An 18,785-nucleotide genomic window follows, 5' to 3' on the forward strand; every position below is an offset into this window, starting at 1 on the left:
CTTCAGGCTTTAAACTCTCACTGCTGCAGTATACCCGCTTTGCACAGACAAATAAAAAGCCTCTCCACGGAGAGGCCTGATTTTAATCGATTGTTTTACTTATTTGCTTAGTAGATATTATCGTTCACGCAAGGCTTCTTTGGCTTTGTTAAACGGCTTAATCAGATAATTCATCACCGTTTTCGAACCTGTGCGAATATCCACGGTGGCCACCATCCCCGGCGTAATATTGAATTCCTGCCCGGCATTATTGCTTAGCTTGTCGCTGTCGGTACGGATATACACCCGATAATAAAATTGATCCTGCTTGACTTCATCACGCAAGGTATCCGGTGAAATCATGGTCACTTTACCGTTTAGCCCGCCATAAATTGAATAATCATAGGCACTAATTTTGACCATCGCTTCTTGATTAGGGCGAATAAAGGCAATATCACGCGGCGAAATTCGTGCTTCAACCAGTAATTTTTCATCTAGTGGCACGATGGTCATCAACTTGCCATTTTGTGGAATCACGCCGCCCAGCGTCATCACATCAATCTCTTTGACTACACCGCGAACCGGTGATTTAAAAACAGTTCGGCTCAAAGTATCCGACTTGCCACGCACCACCTGTTGCTGAGTTTCCACATCGGTATTGGCTTTGGACAGCTCTTGCCGCGCATTCACATAATATTTGATTACGGATATCATTCATCTGATTACGCAGGTCATTGGCTTCACGTTTTAGACGCAACACTTCAACTTCACTGGCTGCCCCTTTGGCGACCAAGGGAGCGGTCATTTCTAGTTCTTGCTGCACCAGTAACAAAGCCTGTTCCAGGCCTGCAACGGATTCTTGCAAATTGGCACGACGCGACTGATACAGAGCCGTTTCCTCTTTAACCAGTTTTGGATATTTCAACACTTCTTCAGGAAAGACCAACGGCGCGCCGGTGACTTCCGCACGCAAACGGGCTGAGGTGGCACGTGACGACACCAGCAAGGATTTTAATTCACCGACATTGGATTCAAAGCGGGTCGGATCAAGCTGGGCCAATACTTGCCCACGCTCGACAATTTCACCTTCTTTGACATTGAGTGTGGTCAGAATACCGCCATCCAGAGACTGAATCACCTGCTCTTTGGATGATGGAATTATTTTTCCAGTACCGGTAGATACTTCTTCCAACTTGAACAACCATGCCCAGCTCAGCAATACCAATAGGCCAATGCCAATAATCCAGATGATGACACTTGATTTGGGTAAGGGTGGTTCCTGAAAGCTGACCTTGCTGGAACGTTTTAGTTGCTGTAGTTCACTCATGCACTTGCTCCCACAACCCGCTTATTACCACCCTGCGACTGATTCAGGATCTGATCCCGTGGCCCATCCATCACAATCTTGCCATCATTGACCACCAGAATACGATCCACCAGTTCCAATACCGCACGGCGATGAGTGGCGACGATCATCGTACGATGGGTTAAATACCCTTTAAGATGATCAATCAACTGTTTTTCTGACACATCATCAATGGCAGCGGTCGGTTCATCCAGTAGCAAAATCTTTGGTTGACGAATCAACAACCGCGCCAATAACAAGGCTTGGCGCTGTCCACCAGAAAAGCCGACACCACCCTCTAAAATGATATGATCCAGCCCTTCTTTTTTCTCCTGTACAAATCCCAGTGCACCGGTAATTTGTGAAATTGGTGCCAGCATGCGTGAAGATAGAATCGAACAGGCCACCAGTGCGCCTGTGGTCATGTCACCCTCCATCACCGCAAAAGCCCCGACCAAGACTACAATTGCAAAGGTCAGTCCCTGAATTTTTTGGGTCCAGGCGGTCATCAAGCCGACAATTTTACGTTGCTGCATGCTGACATCGGCTGACACTTCATTCATATGATTCCACTGGTTCTGGAAACGCGTTTCAGCTCTTAACAGCTTGATGTCTTCAATTCCTTGTACAGCTTCTACCAGCAAGGCATTGCGGATGGCAGATTCGCGCATGCCCAACTGAGCCAGCTGTGCCAATTTTTTCTGCGCCAGAATTCCCGGAAGAATCATTAAGGGTACAACGAGTAGCATGACCCAGAACAGATTGCCACCGATCACCCAGAAGATCCCTAAGAACATGAAGAAGAATGGCAGATCGGCAATTGCTGTGACTGTGGTTGAAGTCACCAGTTCGCGGACGCCTTCCAGCTCACGAATTTGTGAAATAAAGGTTCCTGTTGATTTGGAACGTTTGCTGTTTTTAATCCGTAATGAATGACCAAAAACCCGGTCAGAAATTTTTAAATCCGCACGTTTACCAATAATGTCTGACAGATAGATCCGCGAGACACGTAATACAAATTCAAAAATCGCAGCGATCAGCACGCCACCGGCCAACACCCATAACGTCGGAATAGATTGCGATGGAATGACACGGTCATAGACATTCATCGAGAAAACTATCGTGGCCAGTGCCAGAATATTGGCAATTAAAGACGCAAACATCACATCGATATAGCGCTTCCAGTCATTCAGGACAATCGACCAGAACCAGTTTTTCTCAAAGGGTTTGATATATTCATCCACCCGCGCATCTGGAATTGAAGATTCAGGACGCAGCACATAAAGATGCTTTATGCCAACCTCTAACTGTTCAATCGTGAAACTTTGAGATAAACCTTCATCACCACTGAGCTGGATGCTGACATTGCCCTGTGTGTCGATGCGTTCAATCACCCCCACATCACCACTATCGAATTCAACCAGTAAAGGTAAACACCATGGATTCAGCAGGCTGCGCTCAAATTTATTTTTACGGACATTTAAACCCATCTGACGACTGACTATCTTGAGCATGTCATCGATGTCATGATGCTGGTTCCAGTCCAGTTGCAGGCGTATCCGCTCCTCAGAAGGCTCGATCCGGTAATGCCGGGCAATATTTAAAACTGCCTGAAGCCAAGGTTGATAATTTATTATTGTAGTACTCATGGCTGAACTTCAAACCCCTGAATAGAAATGCTGTTAAGCGCGTAAATATCCCGTGTACGGCCCGTGACCTGAATGTACTGTACGATCGCCGAATAAATATCATAGCGTTCCGATTCAATTTCCTGTGCGGCACTATGAATGGCTTGCTCTGCATTCAGCAAATCCACCACGGTTCGGGTACCCAATTTATATTGTTCTTGATACAGCTCTTTGGTGCGTACCGTGGTTGCGCGGCGCTGGGATAAAACCGCCATTTGTTTTTGTTTATTTTCAATCTGTTCTCGGATCAAGCGCACCTGATCCAGCACATCCAGATAGACCGTATTGACCTGTGCTCGTGCAGCTTCTTCGGCATAGCTTGCGGCACGGGTCTGTGAACGCGTTGCACCACCCTTATACAAATTACTGCTGGCTTCAATCATGACTGAATTATAAAATCCATCATCTTCATTATTATTTGGATTCCGTCCATTCATCGCCTGACTTAGACTGCCTTTAACACTAATAGTCGGATAAGGACTTAATCGCGCCTGATCTTTTTGCAAACGGGCGACATTAACCCCGGCATGAGCCAGAATCATGTTCGGAATCTGGGTAAATTCCGGATCCTGATAAAGATCAGCCTGTGCCACAATACGCTCAGGAATATCCCATTCAATAGCTGATACATCAAATCCTAGCAAGGTACGCAAGCGTTGTTGATATTGTCTTAATTGGGTCTGCTGAACAATCAGATTCGATTGCGCTGCTTCCAGATTGGACTGGGCCTGAATTGGGTCGGCCTGAGTGCTGATTCCGGCGCGGGCACGCAAATTGGCAATTTCTGCAATCCTTCCAATGCCCTGAATTTGCTGTTGGGCAATCTGGGTAATTTGCTGATAGCGTTTGATACTCACTATTGCATCAGCCACTTCAAATGCGATCTGATCCAGACTGACCAGCACCTTGGCCTGTTCTTCTGCCAATCGCGCTTCTTCCACACTTACATTGGTTTTAATTTTGCCGAAGTCATACAGCATCTGGGTGGCATTCAAAGAAACCATTTGTTGTCCACGTTCACCGGAAGTGAGGTCACCTGTCCCGATACCCCCGGATAACTGCAGATAATAACCCGCTCTCGCCACATCAATATTCGCGGCCTGCGCAGATAATGTCGAAATACTCTGGGTGATTTCAGGACGTCGTTGCACTGCCCGGTGTACGGCTTCCACCAGATTCATTGTCTTTGGAATGCCGGCTGTGCTTGTAGAACTTAAAGCCGATTGTCCTGACTGTGGCCGGGTAATTTGCGGCAGCTCAGCTACTTTTGATGTATCTAATGAATAATGACCGAGCGAGGTAATATCAATGGTGTGTGCTGATCGTGTCGGTTTGGGTGCAATCAGCTGACCTAAGCTATTCTTGAGATTGGTAAAATAATGGGGTGAGCTTTCTGCATGCCCTAAAGACACAGATAAAGGCAAAAGAAGAAGTATCAATCCCCTTCTTTTTTGATCTGTTTTCCCCTGATTTTTTTTAAAGTGTTCTGCCCTAAATCGTATAATTATGTAATGTTTCTTGTTTTAGCCTAACCATATATCAAATCCCTTTAAAAGAAATCTTTTTCACTTTGATTTGATCAAAAAAAACCCTGCATCCGACAACTGGCGTCTGATGCAGGGTTTTTATATAAAGCAGGATTATTTAAACAGTGAAATCATCACCCAGATAAACTTTTCTCACGGTCTCATTCGCCAGAATTTCTTCTGGTGTGCCTTCAGCAAGCAATGCGCCTTCACTGACAATATAAGCATGCTCACAAATCGCCAGCGTTTCACGCACGTTATGATCGGTAATCAGCACCCCAATTCCGCGATCTTTCAAGTTCGTAATAATATCCTTAATATCTCCGACCGAAATCGGATCGACACCGGCAAAAGGTTCATCGAGTAGCATAAATTTTGGATCAGCCGCGAGTGCACGCGCAATCTCGGCACGACGTCGCTCCCCACCAGATACGCTCATGCCCAAAGAATCTTTGATATGGGTGATTTTAAAGTCTGCCAATAGCTCCGCCAGACGTTGCTGACGTTGTGCCTTGGTCATATCTTTACGGGTTTCCAGAATCGCCATAATATTTTCGGAAATTGTCAGTTTTCGGAAAATCGAAGCTTCCTGCGGCAAATAACCAATTCCCTTACGTGCCCGTTCATGCATTGCGAGGTCGGAAAGATCCAGATCATCGAGATAGATTTCTCCCTTATCCATCCGCACCAGACCAACCACCATATAAAAACTGGTGGTTTTACCGGCACCATTTGGTCCCAGTAACCCAACAATCTGGCCACTCTCCATGCTGAACGACACATCTTTCACTACCCAGCGTTTATTATAATTTTTCGCCAGATGCTTAATGGTTAAGGTTTGAACCTGCTGCGATTGCTCCATTAATCACGCGCTCCCGGGAAGGATGTTGAACTAGATGGTGGAATCACGATTTGTACGCGGCCAGATGATGAACCGGTTTTATTTGGTGTTCCGGTAGCTTCGATATCACCTTTGTTCATGCTGTATTTTAAAGTCGCACCACGAATACTGGCACCGTCCTGTTGCAGGAAGGCATTACCTGACAAGGTAATAATCCCGGTTTCAGCATTGTAGACAATTTTCTGCGCCTGACCTTTGGCAAGACCTTTGGCCGGATCCACTTTTTGCTGGAACTGTGCCGGGCTGCCTGTCGCTGTAATCAGGCTGATCTGGCGCTTATTGTTCAGATTGGCCACAATCGAATTGGCTTGCAGCTTCATGGTGCCCTGTTCAATGATAACGTTGCCCGAATACGTCGTCACACCCGTCCGCTCATTGAAAGTCGCCCGGTCAGCCAGCAAAGTGATTGGCTGGTTACGGTCAGATGGCAGTGCAAAAGCAGCGATTGAACCGAGTCCAACCACAGTCGCCAGCGTCATACGCTTCAGGAAAGTGTGCATCATTTTGGCTTTAGGAGTTTGGTTCATACTTTCCTCGAATATTAAAGAATTCGTATTGACCATCATTAAGATTGGCTTTAAGACCCTGGCTGACGAATTCAGCCTGTGGAGATTCCACAATCACTGTCTTGTCTGTTTCAATTTCACGTGTTTTCGGAAAAGCGGTCAGTTCTTCAGTACGAAACCGCATTTTCCCATTTTGCATGATTTTGGTGGCGAGCACTTCTTGAGAAAGTACAACTTTTGTATTGTCATCATAACCATGCGCCATTTTGGCAAAGAAAGTCGCATCGACTTTACCATTGTCATAAGTCGATGCTCGCAGATTTTCCAGCTTTGAGGTTTCTAGCTGCAGGTTCTGCTCGAGTCGGTCCACTTGGGCACGAACCGACACCTGACCTGCTTCATCCGTCTGAGTTAAGTTAATATTTTGAGCGGAATAGGTCATGCTGCGCGCAGAATCTGCCTGCAGCTTGTTGCCCTTGCCGCTGTAATAGTAATAACCACCACTTATTGCGGCAATAATCACAGCCGTAATATATAAAACTTTAGTATCCATAAGCGGTGTACTTAATCCAAAAGATATGACTTATTAATAAGGCGCACGAGTATATTTTTCAAGTAACTCTTGGTACATGCCTTTGGACATTAACAGCATATCGCAGATTTCACGCACCGCACCACGTCCACCCTGTGCCTGAGTCACGAGATCGGCACGGCGGCGAACTTCGACATGACCATTAGGTACGGTCACTTTCATGCCGGCAATGGCGAACGCAGACAGATCAGGCCAGTCATCGCCCATATACAGGCAATCTTCAGGATCAATGTTAAGCTGTGCACAGGCTTCACGAAGTGCTGTACCTTTGTCTTCACGGCCCTGATAGACCAGATCAACACCCAGATCCGACATACGCTTTTCTACGATATTGCTTTTACGTCCGGTGATAATAATCACCTTGATTCCTGCTTGTTGAACCAGTTTCATGCCCAGACCATCACGAATATCAAAGGATTTGATCTCATCGCCAGTATTGGTCAGCGTTACAAAGCCATCACTTAAAATACCATCTACATCAAGCACCAGTGCTGCAATATGACGTGCCTGCTCTAATAATACATAAGATGCCATTTATTAATTTACCCCAGCCTGAATCAGGTCATGCATACTAATCACGCCAATGACTTTATTGGCATCATCAACAACTACAAATTGATTAATTTTATGTTCATTCATACGTTCCAGTGCGACCACTGCACGTGCTTCCTGAGAAATGGTCAACGGATTTTTGGTCATCACGTCCTGAATAGCCAGATTGACATCAAAACCTTGCTGCTTATCAATCAAGCGACGCAAGTCACCATCGGTAAAAATCCCCAGCAACACATCATTTTCATCGACGACTGTGGTTAAGCCCAAGCGCTTGTTGGAAATTTCGTACAATACTATATTCATGGCGGTATCAGGCGAGACTTTCGGCAAATCGGCTCCAGTACGCATCAGATGCTTCACATGCAATAACAGACGCTTACCCAGCGCACCTGCAGGATGTGAGCGTGCAAAATCATCCGAGGTAAAGCCGCGAGCATCCAGTAAAGCCACCGCTAAAGCATCACCCAAAGCCAATGTTGCCGTCGTTGACGATGTCGGCGCTAAACCCAGTGGACAAGCCTCCTGAATATTACCCAGCGTCAAAGCCACATCAGCATTTTGTGGCATTGGACCACGATCATCACCACTGATTGTAATCAGCGGAATTTCCAGATGTTTGATGAGTGGCATCAGCATCATGATTTCATCACTCTTGCCCGAGTTTGAAATTGCAATCAGCACATCACCAGCCACCAGCATACCCAAGTCGCCATGACCAGCTTCACCTGGATGCATAAAGAATGAGGGAGTTCCGGTCGAAGCAAAGGTCGCCGCCATTTTACGGCCAATATGACCTGACTTGCCCATTCCGGTAATCACCAGACGGCCAGTACACTGTAGAATAATTTCACATGCCCGGCTAAAACGGTCATCAATCTGTGTTGCTAAAATCTGTAGTGCATTTTCTTCGATGCGCAGTGTTTCAAGTGCGACTTTCTGGAAATCTAGTTGATTCGCTGTTTTTTGTGGATTCAAAGCCTGTTTACCTACGCTAAGGACAGAGAAAAACTCTGGTTTGATGGGCATAATTTTCGCAATTTTAGCATAGCTATGCAATTGTAAGCTTTCTAAATGTAGAAGATTCGACGGATTTTTAATATATTCAGATTGTATTCAACTTGCGCAATCTGGTATCTCCGCCTCTACATTCACTCCATTTTTAAAACTGTAGAATGTGCTTATTTTTATTTTTTATTAGAATATCCTCACTCTCGTCTCAATGAATGGGATTCATACTAAATCATCCTCATTTCAATTTAACTCAATTACCCTGACGGATACTGTCTCTGAAAATGTAAGCTCAATATCGCCATTTCACTTCCTGAACCTCTTCTTTATAAATCGCTCTCGTCGCCTAACTCCCCTAAATAACTGAGGCTTTTTACGCTTTTATCTTTATGAATAATTATGCTTAGGTTAAGATGATTCATCCTTTTATTTGAAGTCTTTTGAACAGCTATGCAACCATTTGTTCTATATAACTCAGAGCAACGCAAAAAAGTAGAATTCGTACCTCGTGTTGAAGGTCAAATTGATCTGTATGTCTGTGGTATGACGGTTTATGACTACTGTCATATTGGACATGCACGTACAGTGGTTGCATTTGACTATATTATCCGTTTCCTGCGTAGCCAAGGCTGGAAGGTCAAATATGTGCGCAATATTACGGATATTGACGACAAAATTATTAAACGTGCCAATGAAAATGGCGAAAGTATCTCAGAATTAACAGGTCGCTTTATTGATGCGATGAATGAAGACTTTGCCAAACTGGGCTGCCTTGCACCTGATGTTGCACCTAAAGCGACAGATTACATCGATCAAATGCAAGATATGATCGGCAACCTGGTCAACAAAGGTACGGCTTATCCTTCCAATAATGGTGATGTCTACTTTGAGGTCGAAAAATTCGCCAAATACGGTCGTCTTTCTGGCCGTAAACTGGAAGATATGCAAGCGGGTGCGTCTGAACGTGTCGACGTCGAAGTTGAAAAGAAACACCCGTTTGACTTTGTCCTCTGGAAACATGCCAAGGAAAATGAACCGTCATGGGCATCACCTTGGGGCAATGGCCGTCCAGGCTGGCATATTGAATGTTCAGCAATGTCGACCTGCTGCCTAGGCAATCATTTCGATATTCATGGCGGCGGTGCTGATCTGACCTTCCCGCACCATGAAAATGAAATTGCACAATCTGAAGCATCTACTGGCGAACAGTATGTCAATTACTGGATGCATGCCGGATTTATTAATGTCGATGGCGAGAAAATGTCGAAGTCTTTAGGCAATTTCTTCACCATTCGCGACGTGATTGAAAAATTCCATCCGGAAGTGGTACGTTATTTTATTGTGTCTTCACACTATCGTAGCCCGGTGAATTACTCGGATGTTGCCTTAAAAGAAGCAAAAAATACCTTGTCTCGTTTCTATCACTCATTTAAAACCTATCAGGCGGTTTATGGTGATCATCTGATTGAAACTCTGGATGAGGCTTTAGTTGAACGCTTTAATACCGCTATGCGTGATGATTTCAATACGCCTGAAGCGATTGCGGTATTGTTCGAAATCAATAAAGAGCTGAATCGTGCGGTGAAAGAAGAAAATGCAGAACAGGCAGCGATTTATTATGCAACTTTGCGTTACCTGACCAATATTCTCGGTCTGGTACGGCAAGACGTAGAAGAGTTCCTCAAGTCTGACATTGGTCAGGAAGCATTGGTACTATCACCTGAACAAATTGAAGATTTGATTCAACAGCGTCAGGATGCCAAGAAAGCCAAAGAATTCGCACACGCAGACGAAATCCGTCAATCTTTACTTGATCAAGGTGTTGTTCTTGAGGATACCCGTCAAGGTACAGTTTGGCGCCGTGCTGATTAATTAATCAAACAGATTTATAGAGAGTTGACACTGCTGTAGAATTCTCTATAATTCACCTCATTGCGGGAATAGCTCAGTTGGTAGAGCATAACCTTGCCAAGGTTGGGGTCGGGAGTTCGAGTCTCCTTTCCCGCTCCAGAATTCGAAAAACCCTTATCGAAAGATAAGGGTTTTTTTATTGTGTTTGTAAAAAATTTATTAATAAAATGCATATCTCAAATCACTTATTCATCCTTTTTTACCCTGACAATTTTTTGGTTTATTCATGACAAAGTGCTATTGTGAATAAACTTTAAAACTTTCAATCCCTTTCATAACGATATCGTTTCATGACTTATAAATTAAATGCTCGTCATCTAATTCTAGATCTTTTATATGCCTCTAAAAACTCAACCCTGTCTATTAAGCGCATATTAGCTGCTGCTGAATTATTGGGTATATCTGACAATGGTATCCGTGTCGCTGTGGCTCGATTAAATCAGGAAAATGTCATTCAAGCTATAGAGCGCGGCGTGTATCAATTGCTAGAGAAAAAATTTGATACTTCTTTTATCAGCTTAAACAAACACCCTGATATGCAAACGGCGACCATATGGAATGGAAAATATGTATTGGTCTATACCGGTACTTTGGGGCGTGTAGACCGTACAGCATTATCTAAAAGGGAAAAAGCGCTGCGTTATTATGGCTTTCAGGAACTAGAGCAAAATGTTTTTATTCGTCCCGATAATTTAACGCTAAACCTAAGTCCATTAAAAACAGCTGTAATCCAGTTTGGATTAGATCCTGACGCACGTTTTTTCCAAGTCAGTCAACTGGAAAGTGAAGCCGAAGTTCGTGATTTATGGGATATCGAAGAGCTACATCAGACCTATCATCAAGTACAGCATGATATTAACGACTGGTTTGAAAATTACCAAAATCTGACTTTAGCAGATGCTGCAAAAAGTGCCTTTTATCTAGGTAAATCAGCCTTATTTAGTTTACGTGCTGATCCTTTGCTTCCTGCAGAATGGATAAACACCGATGCTCGACAACAATTTGAGCTCGCAGTCCGCAAAATAGAAAAACAAGGTCAACTTTTATGGCAACACTATTTTAAAGACCAAGGGGTCTAATTTATTTCTTTTTTATACACAAAAATAAATTGACTGTAATATTTCATCCAAATATATTGAATACAGCAATAAGAACTAAATATAGGCAGAAGAATGAACAGCAAGGTCAGTGTCACAGAACTTTTTAGTCGTGATGAAATTAAAGAACTCACCACGACCTCAGACTTGCAGGGCGCTTGGGCAGTAGGTTCGACATGGACCATAATTGTTATGACCTTTGGCACGGTAGCCTATAGCTGGGAATATTTACCTACGTGGGGAAAAGTCCTGATGTGCGCGCTGGCATTGGCCATTCTTGCTGGACGCCAGCTTGCGCTGGCTATTTTGATGCATGATGCTTCGCATCATAGCCTGTTCAAGACCAAATGGTTGAACACTCATTTGACTGACTGGCTCTGTGCACGCCCAATCTGGAATGATGTCAGCAAGTATCGTCCTTACCATCTGAAACATCACGCTAAAACCTTGCAGCCAGATGATCCTGACTTGGGCTTGGTAAAAAACTTTCCTATTACGCAAAGCTCACTATTCAGGAAATTCTTCCGTGACCTGAATGGGCAATCTGGCTTTAAATTTCTCGCTGGTCGAGTATTAATGGATCTGGAATTATTGGAATGGAGTGTTTCCAATGACCCCAAGCCAATTCCGCGTGGTGATCGCAGCAATTTAGAGTTAGCAAAGAATCTGCTGAAAAATAGTTCCGGTATGCTCATCTCAAATGCAGCAATTTTTTCTGCACTGTGGGCCAGCGGACATCCTAAACTGTATTTATTATGGCCTCTTGCCTATATCACTCCATTTCCTTTGTTCATCCGCATCCGCGCCATGGCTGAACATGCCGGATTAGAAACCAGTCATTCTGCCCTTAGCAATACCCGAACGACCCGTGCAGGTTGGCTGGCACGTGCTTTGGTTGCGCCAATTCATGTGAATTATCATATCGAACATCATTTAATGGCCTCTGTTCCGCATCAAAAGCTGGCGAGAATGCACCAGATGTTAAGGGAGCGTCAGTATGTCGATGCTCCACCAAGTTATCTGAATGTGATTCGCTCACTTTTAAAAAAATAAAAAATATTTCTGCTGTTAAGACTATTCAATTTTAATGCTGATGGCTTTCGGCATGTGAGTGCTGATGTGAGGATTGTCCCCGATGTTCCGGCGGACAATCTTCCGCTTCGATCTGCAAGGTCATCTCGGTAATATGATGCTCATGGTGGAGCATCTCGAAAGCTTTATGACGCAGTTTCCGATAATCCACATTCGGCGCAACCAGATGCACGGTCAGCATGACTTTTTTGGAAGTAATCGCCCAGACCTTGAGCTGATGAATATCCTGGACCCCGTCAAGCGCCAAGAGATCGTGACGTAATTTTTCAATATCAATTTCCTCCGGCACACCTTCAAGCAGAATATTGATGCTCTGTTTCAGCAAAACCCAGGTTCTTGGCAATACCCAAAATCCGATTAATACTGCAATGAGTGTATCTATCCACATCCAGCCGGTGAAATAAATCACTAGCGCTCCAATAATCACGCCTACAGATCCCAACGCATCACTCAGCACTTCCAGATAAGCGCCTTTGACATTGAGGCTTTCCTGACTGCTGGATACCAGAATTTTCATGGAAATCAGATTAATGATTAGCCCCAAGGTGGCCACGCTCATCATGCCCAAGCTCTGGATTTCCGGCGGATGACTCAAACGCTGATAAGCTTCAAACAAAATATAAATCGCAACCACAAATAGCATTAAGGCATTAAACAGGGCAGCCAGAATTTCAAAACGCTGATAACCAAATGTCCGTTTATTGTCTGCCGGTTTTTGTCCAATTTTGATAGCGACTAAAGCAATAGCCAATGCAGCAGCATCGGTAAACATATGCGCAGCATCAGAAAGTAAGGCCAAACTTTGAGTTAGAAAACCAGCAATCACTTCCACAATTAAAAAAGTCGTGGTTAATGCCAACGCTATTGATAATTTTTTGGCATTTTTTGCAGTCACGGCGACATGACTATGTTCATGATGATGTGAATTCCCCACCGGCCACTCCTTCCTTCTTATTCAATGAGGATGTATCCTCAGCATCTTTTCAAGTTTTCTTCTGATTCATATTACGCTTGAATTTTATCTATTTAAGTAGGTTTTTTATGAACTGTTTTATCAGTCGGCATTAAATTAAAGTTTTAGCTTTTTCATGCTCTGCCAGCCACGCCTGTACCGAAGCACGCTTAAAATTACGCTCGACATATTCTATTATTTTCACAGGAAGTTTCACCTGATGACTCAGCAGACGATGCAACATAAAGGCCAAATCAAAGTCTGCAATGGACCAGTGTTCAGTCAACCATATGTCCTCCAGCATATGTTCTGCCACATTCACCAAGCGCTGAATTTCTTTAGTGATCGGAGCTGTAAGAGGTGTAGATATTTTTGCTGGATGAAATACCGAATCAGAAGGCATTTGCTGGCGGATTTGCATAAAATCGGTTTTGACCAAGGCTTGTAGGGCGCGACATTTGGCTCTGGCCTGAATTTCCTTTGGATATAATGCCGGATAATTAGGTGCTGGAAAGACATCCTCCAAGTATTCAGTGATTGCCCATGATTCAAACAGACTAAAATGATCTAGCGTTAAACACGGAACTTTAGCACTTGGGCAAATGGCTTGATAAGCCGCAGATTTCTGTTGCTGCTGATCTAAATCAATCACGATTTCCTGAAAATCTAAACCCTTTTCTTTTAAGGCAACATAGACCGACATGGCATAAGGGCTGATTCTATTTTTATCGACATATAAACGTATATTTTGCATATCCTTGTTCCTGATAGGCTTGTTGTTTTTATTCAGTACGGCAGTCTTACTCTACTCTCTTTCCTATACAAAAGGAAAATGACCCACTTCATGTAGCGATCACACAAAAATGTTTATACAGTTGCCGATAGCGAAGCGATATTCATTATTTTCTATTTTGCACAGGATCGGTAGATAAAGCCTTTTATTTTGCTCTTGATTCACGTTAAATTAAATCATTCTCTTGATATCAAAAAACTATGCTGAACTTAGCCCACCTCCCCGATACCGTGTATGCCATTCAACATCTGGCTTTTGAAGACTTAGGCGCTTGGGAAGATATTTTTTATCAGCTCGGCTTACGTGTGCGTTATTTCGAAGCTGGTATTGATGATCTCACTAAGGCTTTTGAACATCCCGGATTAACCGTTATTCTCGGTGGCCCGATTGCAGTCTATGAAACTGAGGATTATCCTTTTTTACAACACGAAATAGACTTACTTAAAGTTCGACTTGAAAAGAATTTACCGACTTTAGGCATTTGTTTAGGTGCGCAGTTAATTGCTGCTGCATTGAATGCTAAAGTCTATCCAGGAGATGTGAAGGAAATTGACTGGTCTAAGCTCAGTCTTGCTTCTATTGAAAATAACCCACTAAAAGCTCTGGAAGATATCGACGTCCTGCATTGGCATGGTGATACCTTTGACCTACCTGAACAGGCAGAATTACTGGCCAGTTCTGACCTTTATCCAAATCAGGCTTTTCGGGTAGGACAGAATATTCTGGCACTACAATTCCATGCTGAAGTGGCCAGTGAAAGTTTAGAGAAATGGCTGATTGGACATACCTGTGAGTTACGCAAAGCCCAGATCAATATTCCCGCCTTACGGGCGGATCATCAAAGCTATGCGCCCGCGCTTGAACAGGCCGCCAGTTCGGTATTGCTGCATTATTTAGAAAACTTGCAACTTAAATAACCGTAATAAAAAAGCACCCAGTTGGGTGCTTTTTTAATTTGTCATGCTTATTTTTTCGGAGCAGGAACAGAAGCCTCGGTAGTAATGTTCACTGTAATTTTATCGCCCACATTTGGAACATAACCGCCTACCCCAAAGGCTGAACGGTTAAATGAAGTGGTTGCATTGAAACCAATCGTTTGTAATTTTGTCATTGGGTGCACGCCTTGTTTATTTAAAACTGCGTCCAGTACCACAGGTTTAGTGACATCTTTTACGGTTAAGTTACCGGTGATTTTGTATTTGTTTTTGCCTAAAGCCTGAACTTTAGTACTTTTAAAAGTGATATTCGGATATTTGGCAGCATCAAAAAATTCTGCTGTCTTAATATGGTCATCCAGCGCTTTCACATTCGTATTAATGCTTGCAACCGGGATGTTCACATTGACCGAAGAATTCGCAGGTTTTGCATTATCAACATTAATCGTACCCTGGATGTCACTGAAGTTTGCAGATGGTGTAGAGAAACCAAAGTGGCTCCAAGAGAACACCGTTGCTGAATGAGTCGGGTCAATCGTATAGGCCACTGGTTTTGCCATAGAAACTGTTGCTACAGATGCGACCGCCAAGCCTAATGCTAATGTTTTGAAATTCATGTTTTTATCTCACGTTTTGGATGTTATTAAGTGTATAGAATCTGGAACCGTTTACAGCCCTAAAGATAAAACGTTTTGTTGCAGTGATGAAACGATAAAATTGTAAGTTATTTTTTTTAATTTTTGAGCTTTAATCCATACGGTACTGGATGAATCCAGTTTTCTTGGCGACTTTGTTATACAACGCTTGTGCCTGATGATTTGATTCCTGAGTCAGCCAGTAAACCCGGTCGCAATTACGCTGCTGTGCAACCTGATAGACATGTTGAATCAACTTACGCGCCACACCCTTTCCCCGATAGTCAGGATGGGTAAATAGATCCTGCAAATAGGCATAAGGTCTTACTGTCCAGCTACTGTTATGTTCGATGACATGCACCATCCCAACGACCTTTCCATCAATCAAGGCCGCAAAACCGTATATTGAATCTAATTCATAATTGGTTAATTTATCCCAGGTATTTTCACTCACCTCATCCGAAATTTGCGTCTGATAAAAGCGTTGATAGTCTTGCCATAAAAATAGCCATTCCGGCTGTGATATTTGCTCTAGAGATTTGATCTGGATCTGGGGCTGTATATTCATGTTTAACCGCTTCTTTGGCTTATTTCTTTAATTTAAGTCGTTTCGATAGTGGTCGCTGAATTTTTATAGCGGCCTAAACTTAGCTTTATCTCATCTGGTGCTCATAAGCAACCTGTCAGATGAAAATCATCCGGCATAAAAAAAGCCCCAATCAGGGACTTTTCATGCTTTATGTTTAAAGTTTTTCAACCAGAATACGATCAACCTGTTTTAGGCCAGTCGTCTTTTCATGATTTTTACGACGCACTTTAATGACCTTTTCTTCGGCTAATTCTTGCAGCATTAAATCAACTGCAACCATCGCTTCAAGAGCTAACTCCTGTCCGATCCACTTGAGTTCGCCTGCATCCATTAAAATAATTTCATCGTTAATTTGTTCATACAAGCTCATGTTCATCTCACTCTTTCATTTCGACTATGGGAGAACCTTCTAACAGTTGCCACATGAAAACAACGCTAAAAAGCGAAAAAATAAAAGACGCCCCAAAAATGGAGCGTCTTTTAAAAAACTGCTTAATCAGTTGATTATGCAGTAATCTCTTTTATAGCTGCTACAACTGCTTCAGTAGTAATACCGAAGAACTGGAACAGATCTTTTGCAGGTGCAGATTCGCCATACGTTGTCATACCGATTACGCGACCATCAAGACCCACAAATTTCCACCAGTAATCAACATGTGCAGCCTCAACAGCAACACGTGCACGAATATTTGATGGAAGAACCGCTTCACGATAAGCTGCATCTTGCTTCATGAATTCTTCAGCACATGGCATAGACACGACACGCACGCCTTCAAGCTGTGCATAAGCTTCCATTGCCAGAGATACTTCAGAACCAGTTGCAATGATGATGGCTTTCAATTCGCCTTTTTCTTCAGCCAATACATAGCCACCTTTCGCAGCGTTCTCAATTTGAGCTTGAGTACGGGTTTGGAATGGCAAGTTCTGACGAGAGAAGATCAATGCGGTTGGACCTTCAGCACGCGTTAATGCAGATTTCCAAGAAATTGCTGCTTCAACGGTATCACATGGGCGCCATGTATTTAGGTTTGGTGTACCACGAAGGGATGCGATCTGCTCAACAGGTTGATGCGTTGGACCATCTTCACCTAGACCAATTGAGTCATGCGTATACACATGGATCACGCGCTGTTTCATCAATGCAGACATACGTACGGCATTACGTGCATATTCCATAAACATTAGGAATGTTGCTACGTAAGGGATAAAACCGCCATGCAGTGCAACACCATTCGCGATTGCAGTCATACCGAATTCACGTACGCCATAGTGTACATAGTTACCTGCCGGATTGTCCTGTACGCCTTGCGCGCCTTTCCAAAGGGTCAGGTTAGAACCTGCAAGATCCGCAGAACCACCTAGAACTTCTGGCAATAATGGAACAAGTGCTTGTAATGCATTTTGGCTGGCTTTACGCGTCGCAATCGTTTCAGCTTTGGCATTCACTTCTGCAATATAGGCATCCGCTTTTGCAACGAAGTCAGCCGGTAATTCACCAGATAAACGACGTTTAAGCTCAGCTGCTTCAGTTGGATATTTTGCAGCATAAGCAGCAAATGTTTCGTTCCAAGCTGCTTCTGATTCAGCACCTTTAGCTTTCGCATCCCAAGCTGCATACACATCTTCAGGAATCACAAATGCTTCGTCAGTCCAGCCTAGTGCTTCACGAGTCAACACGATTTCGTCATGACCGAGTGGTGCACCATGACTGTCTTCTTTACCTTGCTTGTTTGGTGAACCCAAACCAATCACGGTTTTACAGATAATGATGGTTGGTTTAGCAGTTTCAGCTTTCGCCTCAACAGTTGCCTGACGGATTGCATCTGCATCGTGACCATCAACTTTAATCACTTGCCAGCCGTATGCCAGGAAGCGTTGTTCTGTATCGTCAGAGAACCAGCCTTCCACTTCGCCATCAATCGAGATGCCATTGTCGTCATAGTAAGCAATCAGTTTGCCCAGACCCAATGTTCCTGCCAAAGAACATGCTTCGTGAGAAACACCTTCCATCAAACAGCCATCGCCAAGGAAGCAGTAAGTGAAGTGATCTACAACTTGGATGTCGTCTTTGTTAAATTGTGCAGCTAGGGTTTTTTCAGCCAGCGCAAAACCAACAGCATTCGCGATGCCTTGACCTAAAGGACCAGTCGTCGTTTCAATTCCTGGCGCATAGCCCAATTCTGGGTGACCAGGTGTTTTAGAATGAAGTTGACGGAATGCTTTTAGATCTTCAATTGAAAGATCGTAGCCCGTTAAATGAAGAAGCGCATATTGAAGCATAGAGCCATGGCCATTTGATAATACAAAACGGTCACGGTTTGCCCAATTCGGGTTGGTCGGGTTATGGTTCATGAATTCACGCCAAACCACATCAGCGATATCTGCCATCCCCATTGGAGCACCTGGATGTCCTGAGTTTGCTTTTTGCACAGCATCCATTGCCAATACACGAATTGCGTTTGCAATACGACGTTCATTAAGCGGGGTTGTCATAAATCAGAGTCCAAAATATTCAGAAATAGGAAATGATGAAAAGACTTTCAAAACTGCTGTCTATTGTCTTAAAAAAACAGCGAGGGGTAAAGACTAACCAACAATATTTATCAGTTTATTGAGTGTCTCTTGCCTTATCGTACAATTATTCCACATTTCTTCTTCGGCTTTGATTCGCTCTACTGGTT

17 protein-coding genes, 1 tRNA gene and 1 pseudogene are annotated in these 18,785 nt (G+C 43.6%); 5 read left to right on the forward strand and 14 right to left on the reverse strand.

Annotation, left to right across the window (positions count from 1 at the left end; all coding sequences use genetic code 11):
• Positions 1 to 117 precede the first annotated feature (117 nt).
• From F894_RS05825 to F894_RS05860, 8 genes and pseudogenes are all read right to left on the reverse strand, one after another.
• Positions 118 to 1,306: pseudogene (locus tag F894_RS05825) on the reverse strand (HlyD family efflux transporter periplasmic adaptor subunit).
• Positions 1,303 to 2,973: an ABC transporter transmembrane domain-containing protein gene (locus F894_RS05830; RefSeq protein WP_005246672.1), complete on the reverse strand. Its 1,671-nt coding sequence runs from the start codon at positions 2,971 to 2,973 to the stop codon at positions 1,303 to 1,305. Before F894_RS05830 ends, F894_RS05825 begins: the two are co-directional and overlap by 4 nt.
• Positions 2,970 to 4,451 (reverse strand): TolC family outer membrane protein, encoded by a 1,482-nt coding sequence (locus F894_RS05835; RefSeq protein ID WP_005246674.1) that lies wholly within the window; start codon positions 4,449 to 4,451, stop codon positions 2,970 to 2,972. Before F894_RS05835 ends, F894_RS05830 begins: the two co-directional genes overlap by 4 nt.
• 205 nt (positions 4,452 to 4,656) lie before the next feature.
• Positions 4,657 to 5,400, reverse strand: a complete 744-nt coding sequence (lptB, locus tag F894_RS05840) for an LPS export ABC transporter ATP-binding protein (protein WP_005107230.1) — start codon at positions 5,398 to 5,400, stop codon at positions 4,657 to 4,659.
• Positions 5,400 to 5,966, reverse strand: a complete 567-nt coding sequence (gene lptA / locus F894_RS05845) for a lipopolysaccharide transport periplasmic protein LptA (RefSeq protein ID WP_004646679.1) — start codon at positions 5,964 to 5,966, stop codon at positions 5,400 to 5,402. The genes lptB and lptA overlap by 1 nt, the downstream gene beginning before the upstream one ends.
• Positions 5,950 to 6,498: an LPS export ABC transporter periplasmic protein LptC gene (lptC, locus tag F894_RS05850; protein ID WP_005246677.1), complete on the reverse strand. Its 549-nt coding sequence runs from the start codon at positions 6,496 to 6,498 to the stop codon at positions 5,950 to 5,952. Before lptC ends, lptA begins: the two co-directional genes overlap by 17 nt.
• Before the next feature lie 33 nt (positions 6,499 to 6,531).
• A complete protein-coding gene (locus F894_RS05855) occupies positions 6,532 to 7,071 on the reverse strand; it encodes a KdsC family phosphatase (RefSeq protein WP_004279958.1) in 540 nt (179 codons plus the stop codon).
• Positions 7,072 to 7,074: 3 nt separating this feature from the next.
• Entirely contained in the window at positions 7,075 to 8,118 is a 1,044-nt protein-coding gene (locus tag F894_RS05860) for a KpsF/GutQ family sugar-phosphate isomerase (protein ID WP_005246679.1), read from the reverse strand.
• Between the two features lie 432 nt (positions 8,119 to 8,550).
• Between F894_RS05860 and cysS the strand changes: the two genes are divergently transcribed.
• From cysS to F894_RS05880, 4 genes are all read left to right on the forward strand, one after another.
• A complete protein-coding gene (cysS, locus tag F894_RS05865) occupies positions 8,551 to 9,972 on the forward strand; it encodes a cysteine--tRNA ligase (RefSeq protein WP_005246681.1) in 1,422 nt (473 codons plus the stop codon).
• 62 nt (positions 9,973 to 10,034) lie between these two features.
• Positions 10,035 to 10,110, forward strand: a tRNA-Gly gene (locus F894_RS05870).
• Positions 10,111 to 10,301: 191 nt separating this feature from the next.
• Positions 10,302 to 11,090 (forward strand): hypothetical protein, encoded by a 789-nt coding sequence (locus tag F894_RS05875; protein WP_005246684.1) that lies wholly within the window; start codon positions 10,302 to 10,304, stop codon positions 11,088 to 11,090.
• Between the two features lie 93 nt (positions 11,091 to 11,183).
• The gene (locus F894_RS05880) at positions 11,184 to 12,161 is read left to right on the forward strand and encodes a fatty acid desaturase family protein (protein ID WP_005246686.1); all 978 of its coding nucleotides are present in this window, start codon (positions 11,184 to 11,186) and stop codon (positions 12,159 to 12,161) included.
• 31 nt (positions 12,162 to 12,192) lie between these two features.
• On the opposite strand, the gene F894_RS05885 is transcribed toward F894_RS05880, so the two are convergent.
• On the reverse strand, positions 12,193 to 13,134 hold the full coding sequence (locus F894_RS05885; RefSeq protein ID WP_005246688.1) for a cation diffusion facilitator family transporter: 942 nt from the start codon (positions 13,132 to 13,134) through the stop codon (positions 12,193 to 12,195).
• Positions 13,135 to 13,264: 130 nt separating this feature from the next.
• Positions 13,265 to 13,906 (reverse strand): glutathione transferase, encoded by a 642-nt coding sequence (yfcF, locus tag F894_RS05890; protein ID WP_005246689.1) that lies wholly within the window; start codon positions 13,904 to 13,906, stop codon positions 13,265 to 13,267.
• Positions 13,907 to 14,145: 239 nt separating this feature from the next.
• Here yfcF and F894_RS05895 point away from each other — a divergent pair, with 239 nt between their 5' ends.
• A complete protein-coding gene (locus F894_RS05895; protein WP_005246691.1) occupies positions 14,146 to 14,862 on the forward strand; it encodes a glutamine amidotransferase in 717 nt (238 codons plus the stop codon).
• A gap of 47 nt (positions 14,863 to 14,909) precedes the next feature.
• Here the strand turns inward: F894_RS05895 and F894_RS05900 are convergent, their stop codons facing one another.
• The 4 genes from F894_RS05900 to tkt all read right to left on the reverse strand — a co-directional run bounded on the left by F894_RS05900 (position 14,910) and on the right by tkt (position 18,597).
• On the reverse strand, positions 14,910 to 15,497 hold the full coding sequence (locus F894_RS05900) for a YceI family protein (RefSeq protein WP_004646669.1): 588 nt from the start codon (positions 15,495 to 15,497) through the stop codon (positions 14,910 to 14,912).
• 130 nt (positions 15,498 to 15,627) lie between these two features.
• Complete coding sequence (locus F894_RS05905) at positions 15,628 to 16,083, reverse strand: GNAT family N-acetyltransferase (protein ID WP_004646668.1); 456 nt, start codon at positions 16,081 to 16,083, stop codon at positions 15,628 to 15,630.
• A 175-nt stretch (positions 16,084 to 16,258) separates the two neighbouring features.
• Complete coding sequence (locus F894_RS05910) at positions 16,259 to 16,474, reverse strand: hypothetical protein (RefSeq protein ID WP_005246695.1); 216 nt, start codon at positions 16,472 to 16,474, stop codon at positions 16,259 to 16,261.
• A 134-nt stretch (positions 16,475 to 16,608) separates the two neighbouring features.
• Positions 16,609 to 18,597 carry a transketolase gene (gene tkt / locus F894_RS05915; RefSeq protein WP_005246697.1) on the reverse strand — a complete coding sequence of 663 codons (1,989 nt, stop codon included), beginning with the start codon at positions 18,595 to 18,597 and terminating at the stop codon, positions 16,609 to 16,611.
• Positions 18,598 to 18,785: the final 188 nt, after the last annotated feature.

The sequence above is a fragment of the Acinetobacter sp. CIP 51.11 genome (assembly GCF_000369665.1).
In the GTDB taxonomy this organism is placed as follows: domain Bacteria; phylum Pseudomonadota; class Gammaproteobacteria; order Pseudomonadales; family Moraxellaceae; genus Acinetobacter; species Acinetobacter lwoffii_S.